This window comes from Terriglobia bacterium, assembly GCA_032252755.1.
Taxonomy (GTDB): Bacteria; Acidobacteriota; Terriglobia; order Terriglobales; family Acidobacteriaceae; genus JAVUPY01.
In genome coordinates this window covers 268,223-288,462 of the sequence record JAVUPY010000025.1, presented here as the reverse complement: position 1 = coordinate 288,462, position 20,240 = coordinate 268,223, and the positions used below count along the sequence as shown (strand labels likewise).

At 58.4% G+C, this 20,240-nt stretch carries 20 protein-coding genes; 13 read left to right on the top strand and 7 right to left on the bottom strand.

Annotation, left to right across the window (positions count from 1 at the left end; all coding sequences use genetic code 11):
* The first annotated feature begins 151 nt into the window (after positions 1-151).
* The 6 genes from ROO76_06570 to ROO76_06545 all read left to right on the top strand — a co-directional run bounded on the left by ROO76_06570 (position 152) and on the right by ROO76_06545 (position 7,967).
* Complete coding sequence (locus ROO76_06570) at positions 152-1,108, top strand: MoxR family ATPase (protein ID MDT8067816.1); 957 nt, start codon at positions 152-154, stop codon at positions 1,106-1,108.
* Positions 1,109-1,184: 76 nt separating this feature from the next.
* Positions 1,185-1,940, top strand: a complete 756-nt coding sequence (locus tag ROO76_06565) for an MBL fold metallo-hydrolase (protein ID MDT8067815.1) — start codon at positions 1,185-1,187, stop codon at positions 1,938-1,940.
* Positions 1,941-2,210: 270 nt separating this feature from the next.
* Complete coding sequence (locus ROO76_06560) at positions 2,211-3,440, top strand: HD domain-containing protein (protein MDT8067814.1); 1,230 nt, start codon at positions 2,211-2,213, stop codon at positions 3,438-3,440.
* A gap of 258 nt (positions 3,441-3,698) precedes the next feature.
* Positions 3,699-4,010, top strand: a complete 312-nt coding sequence (locus ROO76_06555; GenBank protein MDT8067813.1) for a hypothetical protein — start codon at positions 3,699-3,701, stop codon at positions 4,008-4,010.
* A 65-nt stretch (positions 4,011-4,075) separates the two neighbouring features.
* On the top strand, positions 4,076-6,688 hold the full coding sequence (locus tag ROO76_06550) for a TonB-dependent receptor (protein MDT8067812.1): 2,613 nt from the start codon (positions 4,076-4,078) through the stop codon (positions 6,686-6,688).
* 145 nt (positions 6,689-6,833) lie between these two features.
* Entirely contained in the window at positions 6,834-7,967 is a 1,134-nt protein-coding gene (locus ROO76_06545) for a heparan-alpha-glucosaminide N-acetyltransferase domain-containing protein (protein ID MDT8067811.1), read from the top strand.
* A gap of 68 nt (positions 7,968-8,035) precedes the next feature.
* Here the strand turns inward: ROO76_06545 and ROO76_06540 are convergent, their stop codons facing one another.
* From ROO76_06540 to ROO76_06530, 3 genes are all read right to left on the bottom strand, one after another.
* On the bottom strand, positions 8,036-8,890 hold the full coding sequence (locus tag ROO76_06540; protein MDT8067810.1) for a GGDEF domain-containing protein: 855 nt from the start codon (positions 8,888-8,890) through the stop codon (positions 8,036-8,038).
* 171 nt (positions 8,891-9,061) lie between these two features.
* Entirely contained in the window at positions 9,062-9,367 is a 306-nt protein-coding gene (locus ROO76_06535; protein ID MDT8067809.1) for a Rieske (2Fe-2S) protein, read from the bottom strand.
* A gap of 105 nt (positions 9,368-9,472) precedes the next feature.
* A complete protein-coding gene (locus ROO76_06530; GenBank protein MDT8067808.1) occupies positions 9,473-10,510 on the bottom strand; it encodes a hypothetical protein in 1,038 nt (345 codons plus the stop codon).
* Between the two features lie 218 nt (positions 10,511-10,728).
* Here ROO76_06530 and ROO76_06525 point away from each other — a divergent pair, with 218 nt between their 5' ends.
* Positions 10,729-12,321 (top strand): hypothetical protein, encoded by a 1,593-nt coding sequence (locus tag ROO76_06525; protein ID MDT8067807.1) that lies wholly within the window; start codon positions 10,729-10,731, stop codon positions 12,319-12,321.
* Positions 12,322-12,378: 57 nt separating this feature from the next.
* On the opposite strand, the gene thiD is transcribed toward ROO76_06525, so the two are convergent.
* Complete coding sequence (gene thiD, locus ROO76_06520) at positions 12,379-13,191, bottom strand: bifunctional hydroxymethylpyrimidine kinase/phosphomethylpyrimidine kinase (GenBank protein MDT8067806.1); 813 nt, start codon at positions 13,189-13,191, stop codon at positions 12,379-12,381.
* Between the two features lie 525 nt (positions 13,192-13,716).
* Between thiD and ROO76_06515 the strand changes: the two genes are divergently transcribed.
* From ROO76_06515 to ROO76_06500, 4 genes are all read left to right on the top strand, one after another.
* Positions 13,717-14,199, top strand: a complete 483-nt coding sequence (locus ROO76_06515) for a septal ring lytic transglycosylase RlpA family protein (GenBank protein MDT8067805.1) — start codon at positions 13,717-13,719, stop codon at positions 14,197-14,199.
* A gap of 98 nt (positions 14,200-14,297) precedes the next feature.
* Complete coding sequence (gene pyrF, locus ROO76_06510) at positions 14,298-15,008, top strand: orotidine-5'-phosphate decarboxylase (GenBank protein MDT8067804.1); 711 nt, start codon at positions 14,298-14,300, stop codon at positions 15,006-15,008.
* A 134-nt stretch (positions 15,009-15,142) separates the two neighbouring features.
* On the top strand, positions 15,143-15,622 hold the full coding sequence (locus tag ROO76_06505) for a hypothetical protein (protein MDT8067803.1): 480 nt from the start codon (positions 15,143-15,145) through the stop codon (positions 15,620-15,622).
* Positions 15,623-15,738: 116 nt separating this feature from the next.
* Positions 15,739-16,218 carry a hypothetical protein gene (locus ROO76_06500; protein MDT8067802.1) on the top strand — a complete coding sequence of 160 codons (480 nt, stop codon included), beginning with the start codon at positions 15,739-15,741 and terminating at the stop codon, positions 16,216-16,218.
* Between the two features lie 22 nt (positions 16,219-16,240).
* Here ROO76_06500 and ROO76_06495 read toward each other — a convergent pair whose 3' ends face one another.
* From ROO76_06495 to queF, 3 genes are all read right to left on the bottom strand, one after another.
* Complete coding sequence (locus ROO76_06495) at positions 16,241-17,425, bottom strand: glycosyltransferase (GenBank protein MDT8067801.1); 1,185 nt, start codon at positions 17,423-17,425, stop codon at positions 16,241-16,243.
* Between the two features lie 29 nt (positions 17,426-17,454).
* On the bottom strand, positions 17,455-18,693 hold the full coding sequence (locus ROO76_06490) for an MFS transporter (GenBank protein MDT8067800.1): 1,239 nt from the start codon (positions 18,691-18,693) through the stop codon (positions 17,455-17,457).
* A gap of 188 nt (positions 18,694-18,881) precedes the next feature.
* The gene (queF, locus tag ROO76_06485) at positions 18,882-19,289 is read right to left on the bottom strand and encodes a preQ(1) synthase (protein ID MDT8067799.1); all 408 of its coding nucleotides are present in this window, start codon (positions 19,287-19,289) and stop codon (positions 18,882-18,884) included.
* 108 nt (positions 19,290-19,397) lie between these two features.
* Here queF and ROO76_06480 point away from each other — a divergent pair, with 108 nt between their 5' ends.
* The gene (locus ROO76_06480) at positions 19,398-19,844 is read left to right on the top strand and encodes an EamA family transporter (protein MDT8067798.1); all 447 of its coding nucleotides are present in this window, start codon (positions 19,398-19,400) and stop codon (positions 19,842-19,844) included.
* A gap of 6 nt (positions 19,845-19,850) precedes the next feature.
* Positions 19,851-20,231 (top strand): hypothetical protein, encoded by a 381-nt coding sequence (locus ROO76_06475; GenBank protein ID MDT8067797.1) that lies wholly within the window; start codon positions 19,851-19,853, stop codon positions 20,229-20,231.
* Positions 20,232-20,240 lie beyond the last annotated feature (9 nt).

The window sequence follows — 20,240 nt, the reverse complement described above, 5'->3', positions numbered from 1 at the left end:
GTTGCAGAGGATTGCGAGCGAAGAAGGTTCATGCAAGGTGATCCGCGATCTTCACTTCTATCTCCGAAAGCCCCTGACCTTCCGTCGATTTGACGGGTTACCTCCGGAGCTATGAAACGCACGGGTAACCCGTTACAATCGCATCAACATCATGTCGCAGACGGCTTCCACCAACCTGCAACGCGCCGTGCTCCTTGAGAGCGCCCTGAAGACCATCATTCGTGGCAAAGACGACGTCGTCCGCCTCGCCCTCGTGGCCATCTTCGCCAGGGGACACATCTTGATTGAAGGCGTTCCCGGTGTCGGTAAGACCACGCTTGGCCAGGCCATCGCCCGTGCCATCGACTGCCAGTTCCAGCGCGTTCAGTTCACCAGCGACATGCTGCCCAGCGACGTCATCGGAATCTCGATCTATTCCGCCGGCGAGCAGCGCTTCGAGTTCAAGCACGGCCCCGTCTTCGCTAACGTTTTGCTGGCGGATGAGATCAACCGCACCACCCCGAAAACCCAGTCAGCGCTCCTGGAGGCAATGAACGAGCACCAGGTTACGGTCGACGGCCATTCACACTTGCTACCGCAGCCGTTCCTCGTAATCGCGACGCAGAACCCGGTCGAGCACCACGGGACCTATCCGCTGCCCGAGTCGCAGCTCGATCGCTTTCTGCTGCGCGTGCGGATGAGCTATCCTGAAGCCGAGTCCGAGCGCGAAATCCTCCGCGGCGACGCCGGTGCTGTTCGCCTCGACGATCTGAGACCCGTTCTCACCGGCGACGACGTTGTCGCCTTGCAGGAAGACGTTTCGCGGGTAACTGTCGATGAAGCCCTGATCGACTACACCCTTCAGATCGTGCAAAAGACCCGCGACTCCGAACAGTTGACCCTCGGCGTATCGCCGCGCGGCTCTCTCATGCTCTATCGCGCCGCCCAAGCCATGGCATTGCTCGAGGGCCGCAACTTCTGCACTCCTGACGACTTCAAGCAACTCGCCGTGGCCACCTTCGCCCACCGCGTCGTTGTGAACGCCCGATACACCTCGACGATGAAGAGGTCCGAGCAGGCCGAGCAGATCGTCCGTGACATCGTGGAAAGCGTCGCCGTCCCGATCTAGCGACTTCCCCGTTCCTCTCCCTGTCGTCTATCTCAAAGCGTGAGAGAATATCCGCATCCGCAATGTGGGGTGTGTCATGTCAGCCAGCATCCACGAGATCGCGCCCGATCTCTATCGCATCAACATATTCTTCTCGCAGTTCAACCTGGGCTTTAACCATTTCCTCGTGAAAGATGAAGAGCCTCTGCTCTTCCACACTGGATTTCGAGCCACGTTTCCGGAAGTTCGTGAGGCAGTCGATCGTCTTATCGAGCCTGGGCGCCTTCGTTACATCAGCTTCGGGCATTTCGAGCCCGATGAATGTGGCGCCCTGAACGAATGGCTGGCCGCCGCGCCCCGAGCCGAGACTATTGTCAGCACCGTGGGCTCGATCGTCACCACCGGAAACTTCGCCGACCGGCCGCCTCGCGCGCTCCAGGTGAACGAGAGCTTCTCCACCGGCAAATACCGGTTCCGCTACATCAACACGCCCCACCTGCCGCATGGCTGGGACGCCGGCGTCCTCTTCGAGGAGACCCGGAAGACTCTTCTCTGCTCTGATCTCTTCACCCACAACGGCGACGTCGAGCCCATCACAGGTTCCGACATCACCGGCCGTGCGCGGCAGGCGTTGCTTGATGGCCAACTCTCGCCTCTAGCTGACGTCACGCCCTACACCTCGCAGACAGGACGACTGCTTTCGGCCCTTGCCGCCCTGCAGCCCGCGCGCCTCGCCACGATGCACGGCTCCAGTTTCGAAGGCGACTGCTCTGCCGCGCTTCTCGACCTCAGTACGGTCTTTCGCGAAGTCCTGAGCGATGATCGCTCCGGTCAACTCGAAGCCACCGCCTGAAATTTGGGTGCCCCAATCAAGTTCTTTTGGGTTGAGTAGGTAGTTGTGCCTGGCGTCCACCCGATCCTCGGTTCTTCGATTGCCTCACGTATTACCTTCCCGGTAACCCGTAACCTACTTACACAACAAGTACTAGGTACACTGAACTTTAGTCACGTGGTAGAGTCGACTTGCTCTGAGGTGGTTCTCTGCCAGTAATGAGTGGCAGGGACTAAACAAAATTTCCGGCGTCTTCTGCTTACTTTTGAAGCGCTAAGCGATCTTGCGCCTATGTTGACCTCCGAACAGGAGTTCACCGAAACGGCGCCTACGATGCTTGGTGCCCTCATGGACGCGCTCGACGCGCGCGAAGGCGTGCTGTTCCGCTTCACCGACAAGCCCGCCATGCTGGCTTCGGCGGCTTCTCGCGGATACACCTCCTTTCCTCAACCTGCAATCATTCCCTTATTACCCAAGCACGTACACGCACTCACCCGCTCACCCGGCCCGCGCACGCTCGACTCCGAGTCTTGGGCCGAATACTTCACTTCGAACGGGAACTTAGCGCCGGAACTTCTCCGTTGCATTGCTCCACTGCGCGTCGGAACGCGACTCGTGGGCGTAATCGGTCTCGGCCAGCGCAACCAGGGCGCGCATTATGACAACGAGGACCTCGAAGGCCTGTCGCTGCTGGCGAACTATGTCGCGCTTGCCGTACACAATCACGCGCTGACGGAAACCTTGAGCCAGCGCCTGAGCGAGAACCTGAAGTTGATGGCCACCATCCACAACTTCTATGACTCCACGCTCGAAGCCTTCGCTTCCGCCATCGACTTCAAGCACGTCAACATTCACGGACATTCGCTCCGGGTTGGCCGCTATGCCGCGGGAATCGCCGAGGCCCTCGGTTTCACGCAAAACGACATTGCCGGCCTCCGTGCTGCCGGGTATCTGCACGATATCGGGAAGGTCTCGGTCGACAAATATCTCTTCGGCAAGCCAGCCGCGCTCGACGCCCGCGAGTTCCAGGAAATGGCCGAGCACACCACCGCCGGCCACCAGATCGTCACCGGGATTCACTTCCCGTGGCCCAAGATTCCCGACGTCGTCCGCTGGCACCACGAGCGCAACGACGGTTCCGGTTATCCCGACCATCTCCGCGCCGACGAACTCGATCGCGACGTGCGCATCATGGCCGTCGCCGATACTTTTGACGCGATGACCAGCGAGCGCCCGTATCGTCACTCGATGTCGGTCGGCGAAGCGCTCAATGAAATCGTGAAACTGACGCCCAACAAGTTCGACGCCCACGCCGTGCAGGGCCTGCTCATCCAGGTCCGCCGCGACGCCGTCGCCGGTATGGGTTCCGTCGTCTTCCATGGCAGGAAGCCGGACATGCCGCCGGAGAAACCACGCTTCCTCGACGACCACGCACGCTGCGACCTCCTGCCCACCGATATCGACCAGATGGCCGGCATGCTGAATCACAAGATCACCAGCGCCCGCCTGTATAGCGCGTAAGCCTTCTTTGGTTTTGTAGTCGGGTACCGGCAACTGGAAACTGGGTTTTGGGCCATTCGTGGGGACATCAGTCGGGCCAGAAGGTATCTCCGGTTCAGTTAGCTCCTGAACGTAGAAAGTAAGCAGTGCAACCTTCCTTCCCCCGCATCGAGGCGATGCGGGGCTTTTATTATTAATCCGCGAAAATCCGCTGTTAGCTATTCAGATTTACCTTCCCAAAGCTCATAATCGTGGAGAGGCACTGCTGTTCTTGCAGTCATGAATCGACCACTCCAGAACGATCGTTCGACATTGCGTCAGTTGGCGGCGACGCTTTTCGTCCTGGCACTGGTTGTGTTCGCAACTGCGCAGCTTATCCACGCGCATAATCCGGCCAACCCGAACAGCCCGAAAAGCGAATCGCATTGTTTGCTTTGCGTGGCGGCGCACTCGATGGCTGCGCCGGCGCAAGCCGCTGTCGCGGCGATAACGTTCGATTACCTCATAATCAAGGCCATGCCGGAGCCGCAACTCTATTCCCGACTGTCCGTCCCATCCTTCTTCATTCGCCCTCCGCCCGAAAACTTCTAGTCGTTCTCTCCTTTTCTGCCAAACAGAAGATACGAACTTCTGAACGATTTTCATTGGAGGTTTTCATGCCGTACCTCGGCAGGATTCCGCGTGTCCGTCTTGCGCTGGTTCTTTTCGGCGCACCTTCCATTCTTTTGCTGACCCTTTCGGCGTTTGCGCAGGGCGCGGGCTCCTCGGGAACCGTGGGAGGCAAGGTCCTCGATCCGTCGGGCGCCGTCGTTGCCGGTGCAACCGTCAACATCACAAATCCGGTCAGCGGTTACAGCGCGAGCACAGAGTCGGGTTCCAACGGTCAATACATTTTCCAGAACGTGCCGTTCAACAACTACCACATGACAGCCACTCACCCAAGCTTCAAGGATGCTGTGCAGGATGTGATTGTTCGCTCCTCTGTTCCGGTGAGTTCGGATTTGTCGTTGAGTATCGCGAACACCGAGACGGTTACGGTCGAAGAACACGCCGACCTCGTGGAGAACGAGCCTGTGGCGCACACCGACATCGACCGTGACCTTTACGCCAAGCTTCCCACCGAAAGCGTCAATTCACCGATGAGTTCTCTCGTGACGCTTTCGACGCCGGGTATCGCGGCCGATTCCAATGGCCTCTTCCACCCGCTCGGCGAACACGCCGACGCCAGTTTCAGCGTCGATGGCCAGCCGATCACGGACCAGCAGAGCCGCGTCTTCTCGAACCAGTTGCCGGTCAACGCCGTCGAGTCCATGGAGATCATCAACGGCGTTGTGCCGCCCGAGTACGGCGACAAGCCGAGCCTCATTATTCGCACCACGACTCGCTCGGGCCTGAATTCCACGCCCCACGGCAGTATCAGCGCCAGCTATGGCTCGTTCGGGACGACGAACTCGGATATCGCGCTCGGATTCGGGAACAAGCGGTTCGGAAACTTCGTGGCGATTGATGGCGTGAACAGCGGACGATACCTGGACACGCCGGAGTTCCAGCCACTGCACGACCACGGCAACGGAGAGAACCTCTTCGACCGGATCGACTTCCAGCCCAGCCCGGTAGATTCCATTCACCTGAACCTTGGGCTCTCGCGCTCGTGGTTCCAGACGCCGAACCAATATGACCAGCAGGCACTTGGACAGGACCAGCGCGCGAAAATTCTCAGCTATAACGCTTCCCTGGTATGGACTCACATGTTCGGCAGTTCGATGCTGCTGAGCGTTAATCCTTACCTGCGACAGGATCAGTTCCACTACTATCCGAGCGCCGACCCATTTCACGATCAGACGGCGACACTCTCGCAATCGCGCCGGTTGCAGAACGCCGGGCTGAAAACGAACTTCTCTTACTCGAAGGGAATACACAACCTCAAGGCCGGGATCGAGTGGTACCACACATTTCTAGCCGAAGGCTTCGAGACCGGCATCACCGATCCGGCCTTCAATCCAGTTTGCCTCGATATAAACGGCGCGCCGATCACAGATCCCTCGGTGCTCGATGCTGCCTGTGCAGGGCCCGGCCAGCAGGTGAATCCCAACTTCGTGCCCGGCCTGCTCTCACTTGACCTCACCCGCGGTGGCTCGCTCTTTCAGTTTCGCGGTCACACCGACGTAAAACAACTTGCCGGATATTTGCAGGACAACATCAGTTGGCGGAATTGGACATTCCTCGTGGGTGCTCGCGCGGAAACCTACAACGGGCTGACCAGCCGCTCGCAATTCGAACCGCGCCTCGGAGTCAGCTACCTGGTGAAGCCGACCTCGACCGTACTGCGTCTCGGCTACGCTCGGCTTATGCCGACTCCGTACAACGAAAACCTGATCATCTCCAGCGCCACCGGAAACATTCTTGGCGCCGCCGGCGACTTCAGGATCCGCCCGGCTGTCCGCGACCAGTACAACGCCGGCTTCCAGCAGGCGTTCGGAAAGTACGCCCTCGTCAACGCCGAATACTTCTGGAAATACACCCAGGGCGATTACGACTTCGACCTGATCTTCAACACGCCGGTAACATTCCCCATCCAGTGGAAAAAATCGAAGATCGATGGCTTCGGCATCAAGGTCAGCATGCCCGCATACCACGGCCTCAGCGCGTACTCCGTACTGGGCCACACGCGTTCGCGTTTCTTCGGGCCGGAAGTCGGCGGCCTGTTCTTCAACAACGCAGACGTGATCGACGCCACCGTCTTCCGCATCGACCACGACCAGGCTTTCGAAGAAACCACGCACCTGCAGTATCAACCGAAGCCCAATGGACCGTGGCTCGGATTTAACTGGCGTTACGAGAGTGGGCTCGTCGCCGGCAGTGCTCCCTTTTCGACCAATCCGGATCCACTGGTTCCGGTCGACCTTACTGCGTTGTCGGCCGATCAGCAGGCGCAGATCGAATTAACCTGTAACGGGGTGCGCGCAACGCTCACTTCACCTCTCTCCGGTTGCCCCGGGAGCAGCCTCACCTCGCCACTGGTGCGGATCCCCGCTCCCGGCACCGAGAACGATGACAAGAATCCGCCGCGAATCAATCCGCGCCACATGTTCGATCTGGCTGTCGGCTGGGATAATTTGCTCCGGCATGACCGCTACAGGACGAACCTCACATTTACTGTAGTGAACTTGACAGACAAGTATGCACTGTACAATTTCCTGTCAACCTTTAGCGGAACCCATTTCGTTGGGCCGCGGAGCTACACGGCACAACTGGTAGTTGAGTTCTGATATCTGTGGGCCAGATATGTTCACCTGGTTGCGAACATATCCAAGGTATTGAGAACAAAGATTTGCGAAATTGAGAGCAGGGCTCGTGTCAGTGCGTTGGATCACCGCATCTAATCCGCCCTGACATATATACTGGTTGGTGCAGATGAGTTCCACACCCTCGCAATCGGGCCGAATACTGGCTATTGATTTGGCCCGAGTATTCGCAATCTTCTTCATGATCCAGGGGCACACGCTCCACGTCCTTCTGGCTCCGCAGTATCGCCAGGGACAGTTCTTCGACCTTTGGCTCTACCTCCGAGGACTCACCGCTCCAGTTTTCCTTTCGCTCGCGGGCTGCTCGTTCTTCGTTGTGACCATGCGAATGTTCGCGAAGTCGCCTTCAGACATGTCCAGCAAGGTCTTCCGCCGGATTCGCAGATTCACCGTTTTCGTCTGCCTCGGATACCTCATGCACATGCCAGCGCGCTCCTTCGCCGACCTGAAGTATGTCGATAGCGCTGCATGGCAAAGCTGGTATCAAGTCGACGTGCTGCAATGCATCGGCATAACGCTGATCGCAATGCAGTTGCTGGCGCTGGTCGCGCGATCGCCGCAACGCTACGCGATCGCCTGCATCGCTATCGGAAGCGCGATCGTCCTCGCGACTCCGTTGACCTGGTCGGCAAGTTGGAACCACATGCCGGGATTTGCCGCCGCATACCTGAACGGAAACAGCGGTTCTCTTTTCCCGCTATTCCCTTGGGCAGGTTACGTCTTCATGGGAGCGTCGCTGGGCTACCTGTTTATCACGCAGCCCTCGAGCACCACGATTCGCGTGACGCTGATCGCAGCGCTGATTGCGATCGTCGCTGGAAACGTACTGCAGCGGATGCCCTGGAGCCTCTACGGCCCGATCGATTACTGGAAGACGAGCCCGAATCTCTTTCTAATCCGTTGGGGCGCTCTGTGCCTGTTGATGACGGCGATCGGCAGCGTACTGCGATGGTTGCCCATAAAGTCTCTGCCGCTGGGCCAGAGGCTGGCGAGTGAGTCGCTGGTCGCCTACATGATCCACATCGCGATCCTCTATGGAACGAGTTGGAGCATCGGCTTGCGGCAGACGATCGGCGAGAAATTGAATCCCGTTCAGACAATGATGTTCATCATCCTGATGACCGTCGTTTCTTGCGCAATCGCAATCGGCTGGAATATCTCGAAGCAGAAGGTGAAGGGGCTGCGGCAAGCGGTTCTCGATCCTTTGTTTGGCCGGACCCCGAAGAGCGCTACAGCGGACTGAGTCGTCGATGTCCCGTTCTGCAGGAGCCGCGACGCTCCCGCGAGCGTGGCCAAGGCGCCGACGCGATATCAACTCTTCTCGTGTGGCCAGGTTCCGGTCGCGAGGTTGTTCTTCGTCCCGCGCTTCACGGCGTACATCAGGTGATCGGCCTCGCCAATCATTTCGTCCGTGGACTTCGGCGGATGCAGGAATGTGACCAGCCCGATACTGTAAGTGACGGGCCAGTTTCGCTGGCGAGCGAGGACGAGGAGTAGTTCGCGCAACTGCTCGATCTTCGCCTTCGCCGCAGCGGCATCGGTCTCCGGTAACAGGATGACGAACTCGTCGCCACCCATTCGCGCAACGACGTCGGTAGCGCGAAGGTTGTTGCGGAGTTCGTTGGCGACGTCCATCAGGATGGTGTCGCCCGCGGAATGCCCGAGTTGGTCGTTGATCTCCTTGAAGCCATCAAGGTCCATGTAAGCGACGCTGACGGACTTGCCATAACGCGCCGCGCGCAGTCGTTCCTGCTCGGCGACGGCGAAGAACTCGCGGCGGTTCGCCAGGCCGGTGAGGAAGTCGCTGCGGGATGATTCGCTGGCCGAACGATATGCTTCGCGCAGCCGTCCGAGCAGGACCGTAGTGATGAACAGGAAACAAAAGCGAGCAACGTGATCCCAGCCGAGTTCGGGCGAGGTGAACAGTGGCAAATGCCAGTGCAGGTCCGCCGCAACCAGCGAGACCATGCAGAGGAATGCCATCACGATACCGGGCGCGATCCCGCCGAACCAGGTCAGGAAGTAGATGGGAACCAGGTAGAAGAGGTCCATCGAGAAGCCGGGCTCGCTGACGAAGTTGAAATAGACAACGATCGCCAGGATCGAGTAGCTGATCAGGTAAATGGCCCAGCGAGGCAAAACCTCGACTTGGTCGCGCAGCCGCATTCTTCCCTTAGGACCCTGCGGGCCCCATGCGGAGACGGAGTGGCACCCGTTTCCCCTGGATTTGACCAAAAGTGGACACATCTTAACCGCGGTACGGGAGATTGCCAATGGAATTTCGGCGCAGAACAGCCCACATCTGCGAAAAACGCGCAGATGCCAGCGTCGAAGGTACTACGAGATTTCTATGAAGACGTCCTCGCCTTCGACAGAAAGTGGATAGAGTTCGACTGCAGCATCGCGGACATGGATGGCCTTACCGGTGGCGGGATCGAATTGCCAGCCGTGCCAGGGGCAGATAAGCTTGCCGGCGTCGATGACGCCAGTCCCCAGCGGTCCGCCACGGTGCGGGCAAACGTTATCCATGGCGGAGAGGCGTCCGCCGACATTGGCGACACAGCACAACTTACCGCCGCAATCGAATTCCTTAGCGGTACCGACGGCGGGCATCTCGGAGACCGAGCCGAGACGAAGCTTCATAAGGGAAAAATAGCACAGTGCGTGCGAGAAAGAGTCACCTCTGCTATTGCGACAGACGTTGGGCACGAAGAGCAGGTGTGAGGCGCCGAAGGTCAGATAGTGCGGCTATTGCTGTGCGCTCGAAAGCGACATTAGCGTCACCGTGGTTGCGCGGTAGTTCTGGCCGTCAAAAGTGGCGCTGGCGGTGACTTCCCTGCCAACAGTCAAGTGCTCGCGATCGGATACCGCCGCAGGGTTGAAGTGCAGAGTGTAGTTCTTGTCATCGGTCTGGTTGTCGAGAGAGAGCGTTCCGGTGCTCAGATCGAGGTATGTGACCTTGCCGGAAAAGATAAAGGTCTGACCGGGGACGGCCAGGACAAGTACCTGGCGTGCGGTTCCACCTTTTTGGCCCGGCAGGAATATGACATCGACAATCGCACCGGGTTTCAGCGACGCCGCCGTTGCAAGTTGACCGCGATCCTGCAGCGTGGTGCGCGGAGTCACCTGGAAGCGCAAGCTCTGACCGGTAAGGCTGTCGATCATGGTGTACTCGTTCCTATTCGGATAAACACCGGTCAACTGGCCGCGCGCCTCGGCGGCTTGTGTGGAAGTCATTACGCGAAGGTTTTTCGCAAAAACGTGGCCGTCGAGCAGCATGGTATCGAGATAAACGCGATCGCCCTTGTGGATGCCCATGACGGTCGTTTCACGGCCATCGCGATAGACGTGCGAGCGCTCGTCGAAACGGACGTCGAGTTTCTTTCCACTGCCGAACGGTTTTACCTGCACGCGGTTGCGAATGGGATCCACCTTGGTCGCGATACCGCCAATCAGCGAAAGCTCTTTCTTCGGGAGTTCCTTCGGTTCGAGGAGAGGGTCGGCGGAGCCGGTAGAGTTTCCCTGCGGCAGGATTTCGGTTGTCGGCTGGGGTGGTTGCGAACTGTTTTGGGCGGGCACTTCGGCGGAAATACCGGGCGTTGCGCCATCGTTCGGAGTCGCAGAAGGCGCTGATTTGCTTTCCGGTGCCTGTACCGGTGGAGTGGTCTTCGGAAGGTTGACTGAGGGCTGATTCTGATTGTTGCTGGTGGACTCCGGGCCGGGGGTCTGCGCGAAGGCAGCAGCGCAGGTCAGCAATACGATCGGGAGAACGAAAAATCGTTTCATTTGAATGCCTGGGACTGCGAAACAGTACTCCTCACCTAATTTCGATGCAGGTAAGGGGAACGGTGCTGCCGGACGGAAGGCACAAGATACAAGGCGCAAGGTGCAAGAACCCAATTCTTGCGCCTTGGAACTTCAACCTTCTTTATTTCCCTGCCAACATCTCTGCCGAATCCCCCATCGAATATCGGAGCGGCTGGTTTCAGCCGCCGGAGGCGTTTGTGTCCCCGGTTTCCGCAAAGCTCAAGTTCCCTGTTCGGGTCGCGCTCGCTGGCTGTTTGGCCGTGGCTTTTGCACTGCCTGCTCTGCATGGGCAGGAATTTCACATCAAGCTGCCGAAGCGCAGCCACCCGACTCCGGTTCAGAAACTGAACCAGGACGGCGTGAAGGCGATTCAGAACCATAACTACGATAAGGCGAAGAAGCTTTTCTACAAGGCGTACCTGCTCGACCCGAACGACCCGTTCACCCTGAACAACCTTGGCTACATTGCCGAGATTGATGGCGATCTGGACCGTGCGCAGCGCTTCTACACGCTCGCTGCCGAACAGCCTTCCGAGGCCGCAATCGCGAAAGCGACGAACCCTGACGCCAAGGGAAAACAAGTGGCCGAAGTGGCGGGGAACGCGATCGATCGTGAGATGGAGATCAACCGGTCGAACGTTTACGCGATGGGGTTGCTGATGAAGGATCGCGCGCCCGAAGCCGATGTGGTTCTGCACAAGGCACTGAAACTCGCTCCACACAATGCGTTTACGTTGAACAATCTCGGTTTCGCCAAGGAAAAAGAAGGCGAACTGGAAGATGCTGTGAAGTATTACAACGAGGCAGCGGCGACCGGATCCAATTCGCCCGTAGTGGTGACGCTGCACAAGGACTGGCGCGGCAAGCCGATTCGCGAGATCGCCGAGGATAATGCCAAGGCGGTTGAGAAAGTGCTCAAGCACGGGGAGACACCAGAGCAACGCATTGCGCGCCTGAACCTTCGCGGGGTTTCGGCCATCAATCGCAACCAGCACGATCTTGCGCAGAAATATTTCAAAGAGGCTTACAAGATCGACCCCAATAATTCGTTCACGCTGAACAATATGGGATACCTGGCGGAGATGGACGGCGATCGCGAAACCGCGCAGTTCTTCTACGCAAAAGCGCGTGAAGGGGCGGCTTCCGATGCAAAGGTCGCATTGTCGACCCGGCGCGACATGGAGGGCCAGCGCATGGGGGCCGTAGCGGCGGTGAACGATCAAACGGTTGACGACGCCATGCAACGCGAGATGGAAGCTCGGCGGCGACAGGGCGGGACTGCGACCCTCCTGACCAGGGGCAATACGCCTGTCGTGGAACCAGCCGAGCCGGTACATCCGACGCATTCGGCCACCGACACGGTTCTGATTCCTCGCGGCAATGCAGGGGAACCGGCGGACCAGTGGGGGACCAGCGAGACAATTTTGCAGGCGATACCGCGAGTGATTCCTCCTCTCCCGGCGAATGAGCAGCCGCAAGTCCAGCCGGAGCAAAACGTCATTCCGCCGCTGCCGGAGAATCAGCAGCCTCCGAATGGCAGTGGGGCACCTTCCGGTTCGCAGCCAAGTTCGCAACCACAGGTCCAGCCGGAACAGAACGTCATCCCGCCTCTACCGGACAACCAGCAGCCGCCGAGTGCCGGCGGGGTGGGGACGAATCCTCCCGCGCAGACGCAACAGCAAGGTGGAACGCAGTCGCAAGGCGGGGTTATTCCACCACTTCCGGATAATCAGCAACCGCCTAACGCGGACAAGGGGACGACGCCGAAGCAGCAGAAGCCGCCGGAGTAAGCAACTTAGCAGAGACAAATACCCGGATGCCTCCGCTCTTTTGCTAATGGCTGATGGCTATTTGCTTGTCTTCAGATTCCACAACAACTCCATAGGCCCTTTTCCGTGGCCCAGGGGAGTTGCGTGCTCGATGGCACTTCGGACGAATTGTTTGGCTCCGGCGACGGCTTCGGGGACGCGGAATCCGCGAGCGAGGTGGCAGGCGACCGACGTGGCAAAGGCGCACCCCGTGCCGTGGGTGGATGAGGAGTGAATTCGCTCACCGCGCAGTTCCTCCTCGAAAAGCTCGTCAGTTCCTTCGGGGCACCAAAGGAGCAAATCGACCGCCTCTCCCTCCAGATGGCCGCCAGTGACCACGGCGTTTCGGGCGCCGAGGCGCAGCAGTTCTCTTCCGGCAATGCGCATTTCAGGGATTCCCGAAACGGACAGGCCAGTTAGAGCGGACGCTTCGGCAAGATTCGGGGTCACTACCGTGGTCAAAGGCAGTAGACGTTTGCGGAGAATTTCCGCACCTCTTTGGTCCAGGAGGTCGGCTCCCGACGAACTACGGAGGATGGGGTCGAGGACGATATTAGGGGGCTTGGTGGTCTCGAGGAATCCGGCGACCGATTCGGCGACCTCGGCCGAGCCGAGCATCCCGATCCGGACGGCATGGATGGGGAGGTCGGCGGCGAGTTCAAAAAGGGTCTCGGAGACCGTTTCTGCCCCCATTGGCTCGACCCGGCGGACGCCCTGGGTGGTCTGGACGGTTACGGCGGTAATGCACGCCAGGGCAAAACAACCGTGGGCGGCAGCAGTTTTGATGTCGGCCGTGACCCCGGCCCCGGAGGATGGGTCGAAACCAGCTATGGAGAGCACCACGGGTTGCATGTCCGCAAGGTACACCTCGCGAGCGGACGCGACAACGGGGATAGTGATTGTGTCAGGATGAACACGATCCTCAACAGAAAATTAGGAATGCGACATAGGTGCATGGCCGCTGCAATCAACGAGCACCATTCATACTGCCGCTCGTAACCTATTGATCAAGATGTACTTAGGAAAATAAGGACACTGGCCGAAAATCCTATTGCGCCGAACCAACCACTGGGCTGAGCCAGGGCTCAAAATTGGGAAGCGCGCCCCAACGATCAGATTGAGTGGTTTCCAGTTCGAAGAACGATGGTCTTTTTCGCTTCGAAGTGGGTAGAATCAGGTACTGATAAGTAACCCATGGGGGTGACCATTAAATTACATTCCCTTGGGTCATTGGCCTAGCACTTTCAGAGGCCGAATGCAACCGGAAAAATAGGGCTTAAAAATTAGAGGTTGCTTCTAATTGGTTTTTTTTCTTAGAATTACGAATCTTCTCCAAGTACGGAGGAGATTGGAACTTGACCATGAGAGAGGTAGTGAATGCGACGAGTACTGACCCAATCGCTGTTGGCTTTTTTATTGGCCAGCACCCTGGGAGCGGCACCCGGCCATCAGAACGGTCCCTCGGCCAAGCAATCCCCGGCCAACGCCCCCAAGGCCCCGGCCAGCAAGAAGGTCGTTAAGCCCTACCAGGTAGGCGAGGCCTCCTGGTATGGAAAGCAGTTCCACGGAAAAGAGACCGCCTCGGGCGAGTCTTATGACATGTTCCGCTTCACGGCGGCCCATCCCACCCTACCCCTGGGCAGCTGGGTCCGGGTCACGAACCTGCGGAACCACAAGTCGGTAATCGTCCGTATCAATGATCGGGGTCCCGTAGTTCCGGGCCGGATCATGGACCTGTCGTATGGCGCGGCCCAAGTCCTCGGGATGCGAGGGCGGGGCGTAACTAAGGTGCGCCTGGACATCGTGCAACTGCCAGAAGTGGCCCAGAACGGGAGGCTGGAAGCCCGGAGTGGCGATTAGAAGCGACCGAAAGATCAGGGGGAACCGAAAAACTCGGTTCCCTTTTTCATTTCGGGATCGTCAGCGCGGTTAAGGGTAGCTTTGTTATCCTTTCCCGGATGGCTTCCCTTTCACCTCGCGACCGGCTCATCGTTGCGCTCGATGTCTCGACCTCGACGGAGGCACGGCGGATCGTCGCCGCCGTTGGCGAGTCAGCTACTACCTTTAAAGTGGGAAAACAGCTTTTCACCGCCGAAGGACCGGCACTGGTTCGCGACCTGGTGGCCTCCGGCCGCAAGGTCTTTCTGGACCTCAAATTTCACGACATCCCAAATACGGTGGCGGGCGCCGTTTCCGAGGCGGCCAAGCTAAACGTTTTCATGTTGACGGTACACGCTTCAGGTGGCACGAAGATGCTGAGAGCCGCCGCGGAAGCTGCGTCGCAGTCATCGAGCAAGCCCCTGATCCTCGCGGTAACCGTACTGACCAGCCTCAACGACGCCGATTTGCAGGAACAGGGGATCACAGACGGCATTCAGCCGCATGTGCTTCGGCTGGCCGGATTGGCATTGCAGGCAGGTTGCGGTGGGGTAGTCGCTTCGGCGCAAGAGGCGGCACATTTGCGGCAGATGCTGGGGACCGGGTTCGCGATCGTTACACCGGGGGTTCGGCCCGCAGGGAGCGAGGCTGGCGATCAGGCCAGGGTGGTCACTCCGAAAGCGGCGATGGCGGCGGGAGCCAGCCACATTGTTGTCGGACGGCCAATAACGGCAGCAAGCGATCCGGCGAGAGCCGCTTCGGCGATCCTCGAAGAAATGTCAAAGGCATAACTCGCCTTCTACCACGGTTCCAAATATCGTTCTTGTGTTCCCGATTTTGCTTTCAGTCGTTCCCCCGATTACCTCCGCTGTTCTCCTGCTACTTTCCTCTTGCTCCGCCGTTCCAAGCGCGGTAAAAGCGCTCAATGAGAGTTTCGGTTTTCCTGGTAGTTGTCGCGATGATTGCGCTGGGACTTATGTGGTGGATCTCCATGGGTCCCGCACGGGGCATGATTTCGCGCGTCCATATGGGAATGAGCGCCGCAGACGTTATGGATGCGGGCTCTGGTTGGATTTCCTGCACATTGAGCAGTGAAGCCGCCAGGGATGGGCAGTTGCGCTTCATGGCGATCACGAGCCCAGCGGGTTCGGCGGTAAACACGACTTCATCCACCTTCCCGGAAGATAAGCCGACGCGGACGTGGACGACGCGCCGCCAGTTCTCCAACGATCTCGAACGCCGTATTCGGGCGTCTGGAACTCCGTGGCAGGCGGAGTTCACGTTCACGGGGTTCCTGAGCCGCAGCGATTTCACGGTGACCTTCGGACCGGACGGCAAGGTGTCGGACGTTTCGATGCTGCACATGGAACCGGCGCGGCCGAGTACGGATCCTCTGGCACGCTAATTCTCCATTCCCATTCTGAAACTCCACAGCTCATTCGTGCTCGACTTGTGTTTCGGCTCCGAACACAATCGTTAGCGATGACACAATCACGCAAGTTGCTTTTTCGGTATTTGCCCGTGGCGACCGTCTGCTGGCTGATTCTGCTCTGCTCCACTGCTCGGGCCGATTGTTACCCCTTCCAGTCTGCGCAGGATCATCTGGGCGAGGTCGCGTGTATCAAGGGCAAAGTCGTCAAGGTCGCGGTCTCGCCGGGAGGGTTGCACTTCCTAAACTTCTGCGAGGACTACAAGAAGTGTCCGTTTACGGTCGTGGTATTTCCGCGCGACCTGCGCGATGTCGGTGATGTGCGCACGCTAGAAGGTAAGGACGTCGAGATATATGGGAAGATCCGCAGCTACCGGGGGCAGTTCGAAATCATCTTGCGCGACGTTTCGCAGTTGCGAGGAGATGCCGCGAGCATTCCCAACCTTCCCAAGGGCTACGATGCCGCGAAGAAGGGTTCGTTCAGCGCGGGAACGTTCAAGGGCCCGAAGAGTTCGACGACACGAAAGACAACAAAGAAGGGACGGAACGATCCGACTTTTCCGGATGACTGAGGCGCGGGACGGGGCGCCTCGATCAGTCAACGAATTTTCGCAACTCTTCCAGTGAGTACAGCGTTCCTCGCCATTCCACTCCACCTTGTTTCATTGTCGTGACGGCTGAGAGGACGACGGCGTAGGCGAAGAGCGAGGCGGCGATTGGGTGAGTGAAGAAATACCACGGGCCTATTCCCGACTTCGGAGCCGTGCCGGCATAGATCGCGAGTATAGATACGAGGGCAGCAACGTATCCGACGGTCGCCCAGTCTGCTGAGAAGAAGACGGCGACAAAGGGCCATACGTTCAGCAGCAGTAGTGCGCAGGCGGTCGCAATCGCAATCCACGGCTTGTATCGCATGTAGGCGAAGAAGTTCTTCGTCACGTTGTGGACGATGCCCATCATGCCCTGGGCCCAATGGATCCGAGCCAGGTTCCGCCCGAAGGCACAGCGCTGGTGGTAATGACATTTCTTCACGAGACGGCCAAGGTCCATGTCGTCCATGATCGAGAGACGCAGGCGTTCGTAGGTACCGATCTTTTCGTAAACGGAGCGGCGGATCATGTTGAAGGCGCCCACGCCGATGTAGTCTCGCGCATCCGGATCGGCAACTTTCCAGGGCCGGTGTCCGAAGCCGATGAGTGCCTGGAATAGCGCGGTCATCATGCGCTCGCCGGGGGTGTAGGTCAGCATGGTTGGAAGCAGAACGAGATGATCGGTCTCCTGCTTTTCGGCATATGCAATTGCGCGGCGCACGGAATCGGGGCGGAAGACAACGTCGGCATCCGTGAATAGGATCCAGTCGCTCTCGCTCTCGCATGCTCCGAGCCACATGGCGTGAGTCTTGCCGAGCCAATGCGGCGGCAGGTCACGGACGGAGATCACGCGGATCGGAACGATACCACCTTCGGCAGCAACCCCACGGATGATCTCGCCAGTGCCGTCCGTCGAGCGATCGTCGATGACGATCACTTCGTAATTCGGGTAATCGAGTTTTCGCAATGAGCGCAGCGCAGGCTCAATTGTCCTGGCTTCGTTTCGTGCGGGAACAACGATACTGATCGAGGGTGTAGAACGGTTCGTTTCGCAGGAGATAATCCACTCTGGAGGAACATTCCACTCTTTCCGAGTGATCTCCTCGACCTTCGGCATTCCCCGCGCTGCATCGAGCAGATGAAAGACCCAGAGCAGTCCCAGAGCCCATGCCAGAGCCAGATTTGCCATGCCTAACGTCGTCATGAAAGCTGCAGCGATCACACCTGCACGGCTCCGGGCGCTTCATCGGGCACCTTTAAATCCGGCGCTTTTCGGATGCCCCAGAACAGGATAATAGCCGAAAGTGCGACAGCAACTGTGACCGCGAGGAACGATAGCCGCAGGTTGCCGTGGCTCTCGTCCGAGATACGACCCATCACCGTTGGGGAGAGGGCGTCGCCAAGCGCGTGCAGAAAGAAGATGTTAACGGCCGAGGCGGTGGCGCGAATGCGCGCCGAAACGGAGTTCACCATCGCCGCATTGAGAGGCGCCGTATTCACCAGCAGCATGAATTCAGCCAGGAAGATGGAAGGATACATCGCTGATCCGGTGTAAGTTACGGCCATGTAAATTGCGGGAACGGCCAGCGCCATTCCGATAGCGGAGACTAGATAGTAAGCACCTTTGGTGTAGCGCAGCAAGTAGTCACCAAGCCAGCCGCCGATGACTGTGGCAAGAAATCCGCTCACCAGGGTGACTGCGCCAAAGATGAAATTGGCCCTGGCGAGAGGCACGCTGCGAACGCGCACGAGGAAGGTCGGCATCCAGACACTCATGCCGCTGGTCGCGAAGGTCATCATCGCCATTCCGAGAGTGCAACTCCAGAAGGCGGCATTCTTGCGAAGGCCGAGGATCGTTCCGCGTTCGACAGTTTCCTTGAGATGGTCCTCGGCGCCGCGTGTCGGTTCCTGGACGAAGAGGAGCATGAGCGCAAGAATGAAGCCCGGAATTGAAGCGATAAGGAACGCGTGCCGCCAACCGTAGGCCTCTCCGAGCTTCCCTCCAACCATGTATCCGATCGCGTAACCCATCGGAAGCGCCGCGGAAAAAATCGCCATGATGCGGCCACGCTTGTGTTCAGGAAAGATGTCGCTGAGAAACGCTGGAGCAATCGTGACGAACGTCGCTTCGCCGATGCCGACGATCAGGTGCCGGATAAAGAGAGTTTCGAAGCTGAAGGTGACGGCTGTGAGCAGTGTGGCCGCGCTCCAGATGAGCGCCCCGATAACCATGATTCTGCGCCGCTGGAAGCGGTCTGCCAAGGGTCCGATGAACGGAGCCGTGCACATGTAGCAGATGATGAAGGCGGAGGTGAGGAAGCCGAACTCAGCGTCGGAGCGATGGAATTCCGACTGGATGAGCGGTTGAACCGCGAACAGCACCGAGCGGTCGATGTAGTTCACGAAGTTCAAGCCCGTTAGAACAAAGAGGGCCCAGCCAGCGCGGCGGTAGTTCATGCGTGGGCAGAATAAATCAGGGATGGTAACAGGAGCAATGCACTGCTAGGTTCTCAGTTCTCGGTTGTCATATCCCGATTGAGTGCTTGCCAAGCAGGTCCGAAGCCAAGACCCGAGAACCGAGGCTCGATCGCCCGAGAAGGATAACTGGGTTTTACAACTGAGAACGGGGAACCGGGAACTGTGGACTATCTTTTCTTCGGCCACCGCGCTACCACCAGTGTCCCTATTCCCCCGCGGGGGCGGAACTGTCCGCGAACCTCGCACCAGGCGGGTTTGGCCGCCTTCACAACGTCTTCAAGCATCTTGTTCACGACGTTCTCCTGGAAGATGCCGAGGTTCCGGTATTCGTTGATGTATTCCTTCAGAGACTTCAGCTCAAGGCAGCGCTTGTCAGGCATGTAGCGCACCCAAACGGTGCCGAAGTCGGGGAGCCCGGTCTTGGGACATACCGAGGTAAATTCCGGCACATCGATTTCAATTTCGTAACCGGGAAACTGATTTGCAAAGGTCTCGATTGTGGGAAAAGCATGATCCAGCCCGGCGGACGCATGATCCGAGGTATAGCCGAGGCGCGTAGATTCTTTCTTTGGCATAGTTCAATTGTAATAGACGCCAGTGTCCGATTCGGAAGCCACCCCTCTTCGTAGCCTGCCGGAGCCTGTACGACGGTGTGACCTTCTGCCGTTTGCTATGCTGTTCCAGTGACTGTCCGTAAGTATCTCGTTCTTCTTGCCGTGGTCTTCTTCGGCTCCATTGGCGACACGCTGCTTTCCCGCGGAATGAAGGAGGTCGGGCAGATTCACATTTCGCAGTTGACAGAGGTAATCACGGCAATTGCAAATCCGTGGGTTGTTGCCGGAACCATTTGCCTGATCCTGTTCTTCGCTAGCTATCTCGCATCGCTTTCCTGGGCGGATCTCACCTATGTTTTGCCGGCAACGGCTATCGGATATGTGGCTTTGGCGCTGCTTTCCAAGTTCTTTCTGCACGAACAGATCAGCGTCGCGCGCTGGGCCGGAATCGCGCTGATCACCGCGGGAGTGGGTTTTGTGGCTGGAGGACCGTCACAAACTGAACGTACTGAGGGTCAGGAAATCGCGCAACTGGTTGGACATCACGGAAAGAAGCATGAGACAGCACGGGAATAGCGCCGCATGAAGACAGGGTATACGTGGGCGGCCATTGCCGCCGTTGTGATTGCCTCGACCGCAGGCGACGTGCTGCTCGCATACGCAATGCAACACGTTGGGGACCTCGGCGAAATTCGCGAACGTTACGGAATGCGTTCTGCCATTGAACGCGTAATCGCGAGCGGCTGGTTCATGCTCGGCTTATTTTTCATGGCGCTGGCGTTCTTCAGCTTGCTGGTCGCGCTCTCCTGGGCGGATGTCAGCCTGGTGGCGCCGGCCAGCGCCTCAATCACGTTCGTCAGTAATGCTGTCGCGGCGCGGATATTCCTGAAGGAAAACGTCGATCATCGCCGGTGGATTTCCGCGCTGTTCGTGGCGGGCGGAGTTCTGTTGCTGGCACACTGATCCGACAAA

What these genes read in the sequence shown, in the direction of transcription:
- ROO76_06570 (MDT8067816.1), top strand. Translation starts at nt 152, where the DNA reads ATGTCGCAGACGGCTTCCACCAACCTGCAACGCGCCGTGCTCCTTGAG.
- ROO76_06565 (MDT8067815.1), top strand. Translation starts at nt 1,185, where the DNA reads ATGTCAGCCAGCATCCACGAGATCGCGCCCGATCTCTATCGCATCAAC.
- ROO76_06560 (MDT8067814.1), top strand. Translation starts at nt 2,211, where the DNA reads ATGTTGACCTCCGAACAGGAGTTCACCGAAACGGCGCCTACGATGCTT.
- ROO76_06555 (MDT8067813.1), top strand. Translation starts at nt 3,699, where the DNA reads ATGAATCGACCACTCCAGAACGATCGTTCGACATTGCGTCAGTTGGCG.
- ROO76_06550 (MDT8067812.1), top strand. Translation starts at nt 4,076, where the DNA reads ATGCCGTACCTCGGCAGGATTCCGCGTGTCCGTCTTGCGCTGGTTCTT.
- ROO76_06545 (MDT8067811.1), top strand. Translation starts at nt 6,834, where the DNA reads ATGAGTTCCACACCCTCGCAATCGGGCCGAATACTGGCTATTGATTTG.
- ROO76_06540 (MDT8067810.1), bottom strand. Translation starts at nt 8,890, where the DNA reads ATGCGGCTGCGCGACCAAGTCGAGGTTTTGCCTCGCTGGGCCATTTAC.
- ROO76_06535 (MDT8067809.1), bottom strand. Translation starts at nt 9,367, where the DNA reads ATGAAGCTTCGTCTCGGCTCGGTCTCCGAGATGCCCGCCGTCGGTACC.
- ROO76_06530 (MDT8067808.1), bottom strand. Translation starts at nt 10,510, where the DNA reads ATGAAACGATTTTTCGTTCTCCCGATCGTATTGCTGACCTGCGCTGCT.
- thiD (MDT8067806.1), bottom strand. Translation starts at nt 13,191, where the DNA reads ATGCAACCCGTGGTGCTCTCCATAGCTGGTTTCGACCCATCCTCCGGG.
- ROO76_06515 (MDT8067805.1), top strand. Translation starts at nt 13,717, where the DNA reads ATGCGACGAGTACTGACCCAATCGCTGTTGGCTTTTTTATTGGCCAGC.
- pyrF (MDT8067804.1), top strand. Translation starts at nt 14,298, where the DNA reads ATGGCTTCCCTTTCACCTCGCGACCGGCTCATCGTTGCGCTCGATGTC.
- ROO76_06505 (MDT8067803.1), top strand. Translation starts at nt 15,143, where the DNA reads ATGAGAGTTTCGGTTTTCCTGGTAGTTGTCGCGATGATTGCGCTGGGA.
- ROO76_06495 (MDT8067801.1), bottom strand. Translation starts at nt 17,425, where the DNA reads ATGGCAAATCTGGCTCTGGCATGGGCTCTGGGACTGCTCTGGGTCTTT.
- ROO76_06490 (MDT8067800.1), bottom strand. Translation starts at nt 18,693, where the DNA reads ATGAACTACCGCCGCGCTGGCTGGGCCCTCTTTGTTCTAACGGGCTTG.
- queF (MDT8067799.1), bottom strand. Translation starts at nt 19,289, where the DNA reads ATGCCAAAGAAAGAATCTACGCGCCTCGGCTATACCTCGGATCATGCG.
- ROO76_06475 (MDT8067797.1), top strand. Translation starts at nt 19,851, where the DNA reads ATGAAGACAGGGTATACGTGGGCGGCCATTGCCGCCGTTGTGATTGCC.